Annotated in this window: 15 protein-coding genes and 1 pseudogene; 9 read left to right on the top strand and 7 right to left on the bottom strand. The window is 50.9% G+C overall.

Going from position 1 to position 13127, the window contains the following annotated elements:
* Positions 1–12: 12 nt before the first annotated feature.
* The 3 genes from AACU19_RS17335 to tolC form a co-directional block, all read right to left on the bottom strand.
* On the bottom strand, positions 13–1173 hold the full coding sequence (locus AACU19_RS17335; RefSeq protein WP_000442860.1) for a glutathionylspermidine synthase family protein: 1161 nt from the start codon (positions 1171–1173) through the stop codon (positions 13–15).
* 5 nt (positions 1174–1178) lie between these two features.
* Positions 1179–1850 (bottom strand): DUF1190 family protein, encoded by a 672-nt coding sequence (locus AACU19_RS17330; protein ID WP_000831543.1) that lies wholly within the window; start codon positions 1848–1850, stop codon positions 1179–1181.
* 147 nt (positions 1851–1997) lie between these two features.
* Positions 1998–3479, bottom strand: coding sequence for an outer membrane channel protein TolC (gene tolC / locus AACU19_RS17325; RefSeq protein ID WP_000735298.1), 1482 nt, complete (start codon positions 3477–3479; stop codon positions 1998–2000).
* Positions 3480–3683: 204 nt separating this feature from the next.
* Here tolC and nudF point away from each other — a divergent pair, with 204 nt between their 5' ends.
* From nudF to parE, 5 genes are read left to right on the top strand one after another with little or no spacing between them, the layout of a single operon-like run.
* Positions 3684–4313 (top strand): ADP-ribose diphosphatase, encoded by a 630-nt coding sequence (nudF, locus tag AACU19_RS17320; RefSeq protein ID WP_000917127.1) that lies wholly within the window; start codon positions 3684–3686, stop codon positions 4311–4313.
* Positions 4314–4736, top strand: coding sequence for a DUF1249 family protein (locus tag AACU19_RS17315; RefSeq protein WP_000833393.1), 423 nt, complete (start codon positions 4314–4316; stop codon positions 4734–4736).
* A gap of 24 nt (positions 4737–4760) precedes the next feature.
* The gene (cpdA, locus tag AACU19_RS17310; RefSeq protein ID WP_105276767.1) at positions 4761–5588 is read left to right on the top strand and encodes a 3',5'-cyclic-AMP phosphodiesterase; all 828 of its coding nucleotides are present in this window, start codon (positions 4761–4763) and stop codon (positions 5586–5588) included.
* On the top strand, positions 5588–6169 hold the full coding sequence (yqiA, locus tag AACU19_RS17305) for an esterase YqiA (protein ID WP_105278338.1): 582 nt from the start codon (positions 5588–5590) through the stop codon (positions 6167–6169). The genes cpdA and yqiA overlap by 1 nt, the downstream gene beginning before the upstream one ends.
* Before the next feature lie 28 nt (positions 6170–6197).
* A complete protein-coding gene (parE, locus tag AACU19_RS17300; RefSeq protein ID WP_000195270.1) occupies positions 6198–8090 on the top strand; it encodes a DNA topoisomerase IV subunit B in 1893 nt (630 codons plus the stop codon).
* Between the two features lie 47 nt (positions 8091–8137).
* Here the strand turns inward: parE and AACU19_RS17295 are convergent, their stop codons facing one another.
* Positions 8138–8452, bottom strand: a complete 315-nt coding sequence (locus AACU19_RS17295; RefSeq protein WP_000633737.1) for a putative quinol monooxygenase — start codon at positions 8450–8452, stop codon at positions 8138–8140.
* Between the two features lie 30 nt (positions 8453–8482).
* The gene (gene mdaB / locus AACU19_RS17290; protein WP_000065430.1) at positions 8483–9064 is read right to left on the bottom strand and encodes an NADPH:quinone oxidoreductase MdaB; all 582 of its coding nucleotides are present in this window, start codon (positions 9062–9064) and stop codon (positions 8483–8485) included.
* 316 nt (positions 9065–9380) lie between these two features.
* On the opposite strand from mdaB, the gene AACU19_RS17285 reads away from it, so the two are divergent.
* Positions 9381–9710: a DUF2645 family protein gene (locus AACU19_RS17285; RefSeq protein ID WP_105278337.1), complete on the top strand. Its 330-nt coding sequence runs from the start codon at positions 9381–9383 to the stop codon at positions 9708–9710.
* A gap of 45 nt (positions 9711–9755) precedes the next feature.
* Here the strand turns inward: AACU19_RS17285 and qseC are convergent, their stop codons facing one another.
* Positions 9756–11105, bottom strand: a complete 1350-nt coding sequence (gene qseC, locus AACU19_RS17280; protein WP_000673345.1) for a quorum sensing histidine kinase QseC — start codon at positions 11103–11105, stop codon at positions 9756–9758.
* On the bottom strand, positions 11102–11761 hold the full coding sequence (gene qseB / locus AACU19_RS17275) for a quorum sensing response regulator transcription factor QseB (protein ID WP_032208132.1): 660 nt from the start codon (positions 11759–11761) through the stop codon (positions 11102–11104). Before qseB ends, qseC begins: the two co-directional genes overlap by 4 nt.
* Before the next feature lie 151 nt (positions 11762–11912).
* Between qseB and ygiW the strand changes: the two genes are divergently transcribed.
* The 3 genes and pseudogenes from ygiW to AACU19_RS23770 all read left to right on the top strand — a co-directional run.
* On the top strand, positions 11913–12305 hold the full coding sequence (gene ygiW / locus AACU19_RS17270; RefSeq protein ID WP_000712658.1) for an OB fold stress tolerance protein YgiW: 393 nt from the start codon (positions 11913–11915) through the stop codon (positions 12303–12305).
* A gap of 52 nt (positions 12306–12357) precedes the next feature.
* Positions 12358–12840, top strand: a complete 483-nt coding sequence (locus AACU19_RS17265) for an AraC family transcriptional regulator (RefSeq protein ID WP_000793821.1) — start codon at positions 12358–12360, stop codon at positions 12838–12840.
* Positions 12841–12968: 128 nt separating this feature from the next.
* A pseudogene (locus AACU19_RS23770) lies at positions 12969–13037 on the top strand (hypothetical protein); the annotation flags it as partial.
* Positions 13038–13127 lie beyond the last annotated feature (90 nt).

The raw sequence follows: 13127 nt of genomic DNA, 5'->3' as shown, positions 1-13127 counted from the left end.
CGGTATCATGGCTTATTCAACAAAAATATGTGGATAAAACCGAGACATATCCTGGGTGATCAATGCACGGTCTTCACGAATGCCAATTCCGGCAGGTTGATCGTTCACCAGCCAGCTACCAATCAGCATATAGCTATCGCCGAATTTCGGTAACGGGTGGAATTGCTGAACAATCATCCCTTCTTCGCCATACGGACCTTCCGCTGCTTCAATGGTTTTGCCGTTCTCAATGATCGACACGTTTGCGCCTTCACGGGAGAAGATCGGTTTAACCACATATTTTTCCATTTGCGGATGATCATCTTCCGCAAAATAAGCGGGCAGCAGGTTCGGGTGATTCGGGAACATCTCCCACAGTAGCGGCAGAAGCGCTTTGTTGGAGATAATGCTCTTCCACGCCGGTTCCAGCCAGCGTACGCCTGCATCCTCCAGCTTGGTGGAGAACATCTCACGCAGCATAAATTCCCACGGATACAGCTTGAACAGGTTAGAAATCACCTGATCCTGTAAATCCGTGAACTGACCTTTTTCGCCTAAACCGATATCGTCGATGTAGAGGAATTCAGTAGCGATTTCAGCTTCTGTCGCGCAGTCCTGCAAATACTGAATGGTTCCGCGATCTTCCACCGTGTCGCGACAGCAGGTGAGATGCAGCAACTGGAAGCCATACTGTTCACGCAGCTCGACAAAGCGATCGATCAGCTTCTCTTGCAGACTGTTAAACTGGTCGCTGCCTTCCGGCAGGTTGCCCGCGTTAAGCTGATCTTCCAGCCAGATCCACTGAAAGAATGCGGCTTCATACAGTGACGTTGGCGTATCGGCGTTATTTTCCAGAAGTTTAGGTTCGCCAGTGCCATCCCACGCCAGATCGAGACGCGAATAAAGCGACGGCTGGTGAGTCAGCCATGACTGGCGCACAAAACTCCAGGTATGTTTTGGAATGCGGAATTTAGTCATCAGCTCATCGCTGGCGATCACTTTTTCCACCACTTTCAGGCACATCTGGTGCAGTTCGGCGGTGACTTCTTCCAGCTTTTCAACCTGGGCGAGGGTCAACTTGTAGTAAGCATCTTCACACCAGTACGGCTCTCCGTACATGGTGTGAAAATTGAAACCGTATTCGTGGGCTTTTTCGCGCCAGTCCGGGCGCTCGGTAATACTGACTCTTTCCATCGGTATCAGCCACCCATTGAACGAGAAGAGGTGCCGGTTGCGCTACGCTGCATAGTGCTTTGTTTGGCAACAGATTCACCAAAACCGCCACGGGTAACAGTAGTGGTGGTCGCCGGTTTTGGTGCCATTGCCGTCTTCGGTACGGTCATGGTGCGGCCTGGCTGAGCTGCGCCATAGTTTTTACCGGTGGCATCAGTATATTTACCGTAAGCCGGGCTGGCTGGGTTTTTCGAGGAGAACAGCGGTTGTTGTGCAAAGCCCGCGCCGCCGCCCATCAGACGTCCCATCATGTAACCTGCCATCAGTGGCATCCAGAAACTTCCGCTGGATTGCTGGGCTTGCGCCTGATTTTCAGGTGCCATGCCAGCCTGGGCTGGTGCCTGCTGGCACTGACCTTCACCAAATTCGGCAACACAGTCTTCACGTGTGGCGTATTTCGGCGCAGTACGTTCGGCTTCTTTCAGCGCATTGTTATACGCAGTGGTACATTCTGCGCTTTTGCCTGGGTTTGCGGCTGAGCAGTCATCAGCATTTTGATACAGAGACACTGTCTCATCACTCTTTTCACAGCCTGCCAGCATAAAAACAGTGGCAACAGCAAGAGCGACAGGTGTCAGATGGCGTGCGCTCCAGTTTTTGCGGAACGATGCGTGGCGTATGGATTTTGTCCGTTTCATTTTTGTCTTCCGGGACCAGTGGTAAATACCCATCAGAATAGAGGATGGCTGGTCGAAATTGAAGCGGGAAGGGGGAAGAATGCGGCAGATAACCCGTATCTTTACGTTGCCTTACGTTCAGACGGGGCCGAAGCCCCGTCGTCAGCATCAGTTACGGAAAGGGTTATGACCGTTACTGGTAGTCGTGCGTGCGGATGCTTGCTGAACGGCTGGGGCCGGGCTATCTGGTGCATAACCATCAGCAATAGCATTTTGTTCTGGCGTTTGCGGCGCAACGTTTTCTGGATTAGTGGAAACCGGTTTGCTCAGCGCATTGTTCAGTGCCAGCAGATCCTGCTCGTTCAACGTACCCAGAGCTGATTTAATATTCAACTGGTTAATCAGGTAGTTATAACGCGCATTCGCCAGCTCTTGCTTGGCGTTGTACAGCGTGGTGGTGGCATCCAGCACATCAACAATGGTACGCGTACCGACCGAGTAGCCCGCTTCCATCGCGTCTAATGAGCTTTGAGCGGAAACTACGGCTTGTTTGTAGGCGTTAATGCTGCTGATAGAAGCATTAATGTTGTTGAAGGAGGAACGCACGGTTTGCACGACGCTACGATGGGCGCTTTCCAGTTGCTCACTGGCACCAACAAAGTTGTACTGTGCCTGTTTCACCTGCGAGTTAACCATTCCGCCCTGATAAATCGGCAGCGAGAAGCTCAGGCCAACTTTGTTCTGTCCCATATTGCTATCGTCATACTGGGTACCAGCGGCACCACGAGTTTTCGAACCGCTATATGAGGTGTCAGAAATCCCGGTAGAAGCCGTTAAATCCAGAGTCGGTAAGTGACCATCCTGCGCCTGGCGAATTTGCTCGCGCGCCAGGTCCTGGCTCAAGCGTGCCTGTAACAGCGACAGGTTGCGTTTTTCGGCTTCTTTCAGCAGCGCGTTAACCGGCTGCGGTTTGTCGGTTTTAAAGTTATCGACATTCAGTGCCGCCAGTTCCGGATAGTAATTACCGGTGATCTGACGCAGTTGCTCTACCGCGTTATCGAGGTTATTACGTGCGGTCACTTCATTCGCCAGCACGGTATCGTACTGTGCACGGGCGTTCTGCACGTCGGTGATCGCCACCAGGCCCACGTTAAAACGTTGAGTGGTCTGATCTAACTGACGGTAGATCGCTTCTTTTTGCGCCTGCGTATAGGAAAGAACATCAATGGCATTCAACACGTTGAAATAAGCAGTCGCGGTGTTGAGGATCAAGGTTTGTTGATCGGTCTGATACGTGACGTCCTGAATACCCGCTGCTTTTTCCTGTAGCGTTAACGCACGCCATTTCGACATATCAAAAATGGATTGAGTTAACTGCAGGGACGCACTGGTCGCGTTAGAGTTGATGCCGTTCGCGTCGCGGTAGCCATTGCTATAGGTGTAATCTGCACCTAAACCTAGCTGTGGCAGTAATGGACTGCGCGCTTCATTAATTTTTTCAAAGGCAGCATCACGATCGGCGGCAGACTTACGCAATTCCGGGTTACTAAGGCGTGCTTGCTGATAAACTTGCATCAGGTTCTCGGCCTGGCTCAACGTACTGAACCCAGAAAGGCTCAGGCCGATAAGAATGGGGAGCAATTTCTTCATTTGCATTCCTTGTGGTGAAGCAGTATTTAGCGCGATCAAACTGTAAAATTATTGCGGATTCTAGCAGAAGCCGCTACCGCAAAAGGTTGGCGTTACGTGCCATAGGGCGTTAATGTGCCTCAATTTAACACATGACTGCTCAAACGGCAGTCAAACGTCGCTGAAATTCACATTTAATTCACTATTAGTGCCAGGACATTAACAATGCTTAAGCCAGACAACCTGCCCGTTACTTTTGGCAAAAACGATGTTGAAATTATTGCACGAGAAACACTTTATCGCGGCTTTTTTTCATTAGATCTTTATAGATTTCGTCATCGTCTATTCAACGGGCAAATGAGTCGTGAGGTACGGCGGGAAATTTTTGAGCGCGGTCACGCCGCAGTCTTGCTACCCTTTGACCCAGTGCGCGATGAAGTTGTGCTGATTGAGCAGATTCGGATTGCCGCGTATGACACCAGCGAAACCCCCTGGCTACTGGAGATGGTGGCCGGGATGATTGAAGAGGGTGAAAGTGTGGAAGATGTCGCCCGTCGCGAAGCGATTGAAGAGGCGGGACTGATAGTCAAACGGACCAAACCGGTGTTAAGTTTCCTGGCAAGCCCTGGGGGCACCAGTGAGCGTTCGTCAATTATGGTGGGCGAAGTGGACGCCACGACCGCAAGCGGTATTCACGGTCTGGCTGATGAAAACGAAGATATTCGCGTTCATGTGGTAAGCCGGGAACAGGCATACCAATGGGTAGAAGAGGGGAAAATCGACAACGCAGCGTCGGTCATCGCTTTGCAATGGCTGCAGCTGCATCATCAAGCGTTAAAAAATGAGTGGGCATAAATGAAGCGTTACACACCTGACTTTCCTGAAATGATGCGCCTGTGCGAGATGAACTTTTCACAATTGCGGCGTTTGTTACCGCGCAATGACGCACCCGGCGAAACTGTAAGCTATCAGGTGGCAAACGCACAATATCGGCTAACGATTGTGGAATCGACCCGATACACTACCCTGGTGACAATCGAACAGACTGCGCCCGCGATCAGTTACTGGAGCCTTCCGTCAATGACGGTGCGTCTGTATCATGACGCGATGGTGGCTGAAGTGTGTTCAAGTCAGCAGATTTTTCGCTTCAAAGCGCGGTATGATTATCCTAATAAAAAGTTGCATCAACGCGACGAAAAGCATCAAATTAACCAGTTTTTAGCGGACTGGTTGCGATACTGTTTAGCACATGGAGCGATGGCGATTCCGGTTTATTAGCGTCGTGAAACCTAAGGACACCATTTGGAAAGCCTGTTAACCCTTCCTCTGGCTGGTGAGGCCAGAGTCAGGATTTTACAAATTACCGACACTCACCTGTTTGCGCAAAAGCACGAAGCCCTGTTGGGGGTAAATACCTGGGAAAGCTACCAGGCGGTGCTGGAGGCGATTCGTCCACACCAGCACGAATTCGACCTGATTGTCGCGACCGGTGATTTAGCGCAGGATCAATCCTCTGCGGCCTATCAGCATTTCGCTGAAGGCATCGCAAGTTTTCGTGCGCCCTGCGTCTGGCTGCCGGGCAACCACGATTTTCAGCCTGCGATGTACAGCGCGCTACAGGATGCGGGGATCTCCCCGGCGAAGCGGGTGTTTATTGGTGAGCAATGGCAAATCCTGTTGCTGGATAGCCAGGTGTTTGGCGTGCCGCACGGTGAGCTGAGCGAGTTTCAGCTTGAGTGGCTGGAACGTAAACTGGCCGATGCGCCAGAACGCCATACGTTGCTGCTGCTGCACCATCATCCGCTACCTGCGGGTTGTAGCTGGCTCGACCAACACAGTCTGCGTAACGCGGGCGAACTGGATAACGTGCTGGCGAAGTTTCCGAACGTTAAATACTTGCTGTGTGGACATATCCATCAGGAGCTGGATCTCGACTGGAATGGTCGCCGCCTGCTGGCAACGCCATCGACCTGTGTACAGTTTAAGCCGCATTGTTCCAACTTTACGCTGGACACCATCGCGCCTGGCTGGCGTACGCTCGAGTTACATGCTGATGGTACGCTGACCACCGAGGTGCACCGCCTGGCAGACTCCCGTTTCCAACCAGATACCGCTTCAGAAGGTTACTGATGTCGACGCTTCTTTATTTACACGGTTTCAACAGTTCGCCGCGCTCTGCAAAAGCGAGTTTGGTGAAAAACTGGCTGGCGGAACATCACCCTGACGTTGAGATGATCATTCCGCAGTTACCGCCGTACCCTTCCGATGCGGCAGAACTGCTGGAATCCATTGTCCTGGAACATGGCGGCGATTCGCTGGGGATCGTCGGTTCATCACTGGGGGGATATTACGCCACCTGGTTGTCGCAATGTTTTATGCTGCCCGCCGTGGTGGTAAACCCAGCGGTGCGCCCGTTTGAACTGTTGACGGACTATCTCGGTCAGAACGAGAACCCCTACACCGGGCAGCAATATGTGCTAGAGTCACGCCATATTTACGATCTCAAAGTCATGCAGATTGACCCGCTGGAAGCGCCGGATTTGATCTGGCTGCTGCAACAGACGGGAGATGAAGTGCTGGATTACCGCCAGGCGGTGGCGTACTACGCTTCCTGCCGCCAGACTGTTATAGAAGGCGGCAACCATGCATTCACAGGCTTCGAAGATTATTTCAACCCGATCGTCGATTTTCTTGGTCTGCACCATCTCTGACGATCAACTCGAATTGCTAACTTAAACCATGACGCAAACTTATAACGCTGATGCCATTGAGGTACTCACCGGGCTTGAGCCGGTTCGCCGCCGCCCGGGGATGTATACCGATACCACGCGCCCTAACCATTTGGGGCAAGAAGTCATTGATAACAGTGTCGATGAAGCACTGGCGGGTCACGCAAAACGCGTGGACGTTATTTTACATGCTGACCAGTCGTTAGAAGTGATAGATGATGGTCGCGGGATGCCGGTGGATATTCACCCTGAAGAAGGCGTTCCGGCGGTCGAACTGATTCTTTGCCGTTTGCACGCGGGTGGTAAATTCTCTAACAAAAACTACCAGTTCTCTGGCGGCCTGCATGGCGTGGGGATTTCGGTGGTTAACGCCCTGTCGAAGCGCGTAGAAGTTAACGTACGCCGCGATGGTCAGATCTATAACATCGCCTTTGAAAATGGCGAAAAGGTACAGGATTTGCAGGTTGTGGGCACTTGCGGTAAACGCAATACCGGTACCAGCGTGCACTTCTGGCCGGATGAAGCCTTCTTTGACAGCCCGCGTTTCTCTGTTTCACGCCTGACGCATGTGCTGAAAGCCAAAGCGGTACTGTGCCCGGGCGTTGAGATCACTTTTAAAGATGAGATCAACAACACCGAACAACGCTGGTGCTATCAGGACGGTCTGAACGATTACCTGGCGGAAGCGGTAAACGGTTTACCGACGCTGCCGGAAAAACCGTTTATCGGTAATTTCGCTGGCGATACTGAAGCGGTGGACTGGGCGCTACTTTGGCTACCGGAAGGCGGAGAACTGCTGACCGAAAGCTACGTCAACCTGATTCCTACGATGCAGGGCGGTACGCACGTTAACGGTTTGCGTCAGGGCCTGCTGGACGCAATGCGCGAGTTCTGTGAATACCGCAACATTCTGCCGCGCGGCGTGAAGCTGTCGGCAGAAGATATCTGGGATCGCTGCGCCTATGTGCTGTCAGTAAAAATGCAGGATCCGCAGTTTGCCGGGCAAACCAAAGAGCGTCTCTCTTCGCGTCAGTGCGCGGCATTCGTTTCTGGCGTGGTGAAAGATGCCTTCACCTTGTGGCTGAACCAGAACGTTCAGGCGGCTGAACTGCTGGCGGAGATGGCGATTTCCAGCGCCCAGCGCCGTATGCGTGCGGCCAAGAAAGTGGTGCGTAAAAAGTTGACCAGCGGCCCGGCGCTGCCTGGCAAACTGGCTGACTGTACCGCGCAGGATCTTAACCGTACCGAACTGTTTCTCGTGGAAGGTGATTCCGCAGGCGGATCTGCCAAGCAGGCGCGCGATCGTGAATATCAGGCGATCATGCCGCTGAAAGGTAAGATCCTTAACACCTGGGAAGTCTCTTCTGATGAAGTGCTTGCTTCGCAGGAAGTGCACGATATTTCGGTAGCGATCGGTATCGATCCTGACAGCGACGATCTTAGCCAACTGCGTTATGGCAAGATCTGTATCCTGGCGGATGCTGACTCCGATGGTCTGCACATTGCCACGCTGCTTTGCGCTTTGTTTGTAAAACACTTCCGCGCGTTGGTGAAACACGGTCACGTTTACGTTGCTCTGCCACCGCTCTACCGTATTGACCTTGGAAAAGAGGTTTACTACGCGCTGACAGAAGAAGAGAAAGAGGGCGTGCTCGAGCAATTAAAACGCAAGAAAGGCAAGCCGAACGTTCAGCGTTTTAAAGGTCTGGGGGAAATGAACCCGATGCAATTGCGCGAAACCACGCTTGATCCGAACACTCGCCGTCTGGTGCAGTTGACTATCGATGATGAAGACGATCAGCGTACTGACGCGATGATGGACATGCTACTGGCGAAGAAACGCTCGGAAGATCGCCGTAACTGGTTGCAAGAGAAAGGCGACATGGCGGAGATTGAGGTTTAAAGGAAAGAACATTGCCCGGTCAGGATGGCCGGGCAAACAAGGCAGGATTAAATCCCTGGCTGCAGAATACGGATATTCATCTCCAGCACGTCGCCTTTTACGGCTTCGCTGTACGCCTTCATGTGCGGGGTTTGCAGATGCGCTTCAAGATGCGCGATGCTTTCCCACTGCTCAATCATCACGATAGAATCCGGTGCCATAGACTGGAAACTCACGCCAGCAGCGCAATCCACCATTGGCGCATAGCCGTGGCAACCTTCTTCTTTCAGTACGGTTGGAACGATTTTAGCAAACTGATCCAACACTGCCTGACGGTGATGTTGACCAGGACGAGTACGGATTTCTGCGATTACTGTAATCATGGTTAACTCCTTCTAAAGCCAGAGCTCTAGTTAACCAAAAATTTCCACAAGATGCTTGCGATATTCTTCAGTATAGCGGGGAACATCAGGCATTTTTATCACGTCATTAGCGATAAATGTCGGCAGCGGTTCCATACCAAGGAATTGGTTTGCTTTATGGAATGGTAGATACACACCGTCAACGCCAACCCCGTGGAAGAACTGATCTTTTTCGGTGAAAGCTTCCATTGGTGCGTTCCAGGTCAGGGAAAGCATATATTTTTTACCTTGTACCAGGCCGCCGGAACCGTATTTTTTTGATGGATCTTTGCGGGTACGACCATCGCTGGCATACAGAGTCCCGTGACCTTCGGTGAATACATCATCAATGTATTTTTTCACTGTCCACGGCGCGCCCATCCACCAGCCTGGCATCTGCCAGATCACCACATCAGCCCAGAGAAAGTTTTGTACTTCGGCTTTGACATCGTAGTCGCTGTCGGCGCGAACGATGCGGACATCATGCCCGAGGTCGCGCAGTGTGCCATCCGCGACTTCGGTCAGGGTGTCGTTCAGTTGACCATTGGAGTGGGCGAATTTTTTCGCGCCGTTGATAATCAGGATGTTGCTCATTTTTTAACCTCAAGGTGAGACGTTTGCCGACTATAGTACGTCACAGAGCGGTACGGTGAAATTAGCAAAATGTGCAAAGTCTTTTGCGAATTTAGCAAAAGTCTGATCTTGCTCCGATTCACCGATGCAGGATAAATATTTTCTGAAAATGACAATACTGATAGCCATTCCTCATAATTCCTACTCGCACCGGATTAATTTACAGGTTTGGTTCGGTTTTTTGGAGATTAAAAATATGGCGTTGGATAAGTAAAAATGAAAATATCAACGCGTCACTTTGATAATTATAAATGGATTTTTATGAGCGTGCTAACATATGTTAAAGCATAAAATTCAAACAATATTTGAAGCTCTGTTATATATAATGCTTACTTATTGGTTAATAGATGCTTTTTTTGCATTCAATAAGTATGACTGGATGCTTGAGTCGGGAGACAATATTTGCAGTATACCTTCCGTTTCAGGCGAAGATCGTATATTGCAAACAATGATTGCAGCATTTTTTCTTCTGACGCCACTTATTATTATCTTAAGAAAACTCTTTGTGCGAGAAATCTTTGAGTTTTGGTTATATGTAATCTCGCTCGTTATTTGTTTGGTTTGTGGTTGGTGGCTTTTTTGGGGACGGTTTATATTTTGCTATTAATAAAATCTATGAGAGTCGTTTTAACGGCTCTCATAGACAGAGAAGTTACCAGCTTACTTTCGCCTCAAATCCACCTTGTTCCGCATTCCCAAACTCAACATTCATGCCATGCAGCTTGGCGATTCGCTGGACAATTGAAAGCCCAAGTCCACTGCCGGTAGCGGTTTGTCCGGGTGGGCGATAGAAGCGTTCGCCAATTCTCGCTAGTGCCTCTGGTGTCACACCGGGGCCGTTATCCCTCACGATGAAATTATCGGCATTCAGCGTGACGTCCACCACGCTACCTTGTGGACTGTAGCGCACGGCGTTATCCAGCAAATTTCGCACCAACAAACTTAGCAATAGCGGTTGTCCGGTGCGTTTGATGCCGTGGGCATTGAGTGTCAGTCGCACGTCAATTTTCGCTTGCTGCGCCGTGTGGTAAATATCCATCACCGACGATTGCAGGAGATCTTCAAGCGGGATCTCCGCGACGTCCTGAAGGTTATCCAGTGAGTCCAGCCGCGATAGCGTGAGCAGTTGATCAACCAGACGAGTAGCACGATCGATCCCGGAATGTAATTGGAGCAGCGCTTTTTTCCGCGCCTGCGGATCATCGTCAGAGAGCTGCGCAACTTCGGTTTGCACTTTCAGCGCCGTTAACGGGCTACGAAGTTCGTGAGCTGCGTCGGAGGTAAAGCGTCGTTCACGAACCATCATCGCATGTGTGCGGGCGAACAGTTGATTCAACGACTCAACCAGTGGACGCACTTCGCTGGGTACGCCCGTCGCGTTTAGTGGTTTTTCCGAGTCAGGGTCACGCATACGTAGTGCCAGCGCCAGTTTGTTCAGCGGCGCGAGTTCACGACCCAGTAGTACCATCATGATGATTAACATAATCGGCAGTGCGACAAGCCACGGGATCAATTGCCCGGCAACAATCGCCAGCGCCATGTCTTCACGGTATTCCCATTCCTGACCAACAACGATGCGATATTTGCCATCTGGTGAGGTCATCCAGACAAAACGCCAGGGATCTTTATCGCCCACCAGTTGCCCGTCAGCAAAACCTTCCCGTTGATAGCTATAAGGAATATCTTCTCCATTATCGCCATCGTTAAGGACCATTCTGCCGTCGTGGGTAAAGATGGCAAAGGTCAGCGCATCGTCATCAACATGACCGTGTTTTAATTTATTTGGCGTCTGTGCCATGCGATCCGCCGCGTTGATTTCGTTGAGATCGAGCGTACTTAACCGTTTGGCAAACAGCATCAGTTGGGTGTCGAACAACTCATCGACGTTATCCGTTGTTTGTTTCCAGGCGACAAAGCTGGAAAGCAGCCAGGTCACCGAGGCCAGAATTAAAAAGATTAGCGTCAGCCTGACTCGCAGACTAAGACGTTGGGTAAATTTCATTTCTCACCTAATGTGTAGCCAATACCATGCACGGTACGAATAAAATCACTACCGAGTTTGCGTCGCAGATGATGCACATGCACTTCAACGGCATTACTGGTGACCTCTTCGTCCCAGGTATACAGTTTCTCTTCAATAAGTTTGCGCGGCAGTACCCGACCAGCGTTACGCATCAGTAATTCCAGCAGGGCAAATTCTTTTGGTTTCAGCGTTAAGGGTTCGCCAGCCAGCGTGGCGATACGTTTGCCGGGGTCGAGCATGACGTTGCCGTGGCGCAGCTCGTTGCTGGCCTGGCCGTTGGTTCGGCGCATCAGAGCTTCCAGCCTGGCGGCGACTTCTATCAACGCAAAAGGTTTACACAGATAATCGTCAGCTCCCAGACGCAGCCCTTCTACACGTTCCGCCAGCGCATCGCGCGCAGTCAGGATTAATACCGGCTCACGCTGACCTTTTTCTCGCCATTCGCGCAAAATATCGCGACCATCCATGCCCGGTAAGGTTAAATCCAGGATCACCGCATCATAAGGTACGCTATATAGCGCCTCTTTTCCCTGACGACCTTGTGTAAACCAGTCGACGCTAAAACCCATTTTACTAAGGCCCGTTTTGATGCCGTCGCCAATCAGCATGTCATCTTCTATCAGTAAAATTCGCATTTTTTCATCCCTGCGATAACCATATTTGCTGCCAGTAAACCGTGTTGTAACGCGCTCTGTACAGCACTAAATTTTATTTTTTTCCCTTAAGAAGTTGTTAAGGACTATCTTGTTAAATGCTCGAAAACAGACATTAAAGGGAGTAATAAACATGAAAAAATTCGCAGCAGTAATCGCAGTAATGGCCCTGTGCAGTGCACCGGTGATGGCAGCAGAGCAGGGCGGTTTTTCTGGTCCATCGGCAACACAAAGTCAGGCCGGAGGATTCCAGGGGCCGAATGGCAGCGTAACGACCGTAGAAAGCGCAAAATCCCTGCGTGATGACACTTGGGTCACCCTGCGCGGCAATATCGTTGAACGTATCTCTGACGATCTCTACGTGTTCAAAGATGCCAGCGGTACTATCAATGTTGATATCGACCACAAACGCTGGAACGGCGTGACGGTGACCCCGAAAGATACCGTTGAGATTCAGGGTGAAGTCGATAAAGACTGGAACTCTGTTGAAATTGACGTCAAACAGATCCGCAAAGTAAATCCGTAATTGTTAGCGCTCCCGGGACACGTTCCCGGGAATAATTTCGCAGGGAGGCAAAATGAAAAACCTGACACTGGATGTAAATATTATCGATTTCCCATCAATCCCTGTGGCGATGTTGCCACATCGCTGTAGCCCTGAATTGCTCAACTACAGCGTGGCGAAATTTATCATGTGGCGTAAAGAAACGGGGCTTTCTCCTGTTAACCAAAGCCAGACTTTTGGTGTCGCCTGGGATGACCCTGCCACCACCGTACCGGAAGCGTTTCGCTTTGATATCTGCGGCAGCGTTAACGAACCGATTCCCGATAATCGTTATGGCGTGAGTAATGGTGAACTTACCGGTGGACGTTATGCCGTGGCCCGCCACGTTGGCGAGCTGGACGATATTTCACATACGGTATGGGGCATCATTCGCCACTGGCTGCCTGCAAGCGGCGAGAAAATGCGTAAAGCACCGATTCTGTTTCACTACACCAATCTTGCCGAAGGGGTAACAGAGCAGCGACTGGAAACGGATGTTTATGTGCCGTTGGCGTGATGAAGAATCTTTACCGGAGTGTGAGTCAAATCACTCGCTATCAGTTTAAGTTAACGATGCCACAGGCGTAATGTTGTCCGCTCAGACTCTGACGGCACAGGATTTTGTCCTTCCACACAGAAACCGCCATTGGCGGTTTTCCGCTGCATAATCCTCAGGATTATGTCTACAGCAAAGAGTTGTATATAAAGGCACATTGGTGCCTTTATCGCCGTCGGAGCACGTCCGGCGGCGCTATTCACGCTGATCTCCTGTGACTCGACGCGGCAGATAATGTAGTATCTCCG

This window comes from Escherichia sp. MOD1-EC4550 (assembly GCF_963876935.1).
Lineage (GTDB): Bacteria > Pseudomonadota > Gammaproteobacteria > Enterobacterales > Enterobacteriaceae > Escherichia > Escherichia coli_F.
This window is presented reverse-complemented; position numbering and strand designations above follow the sequence as displayed.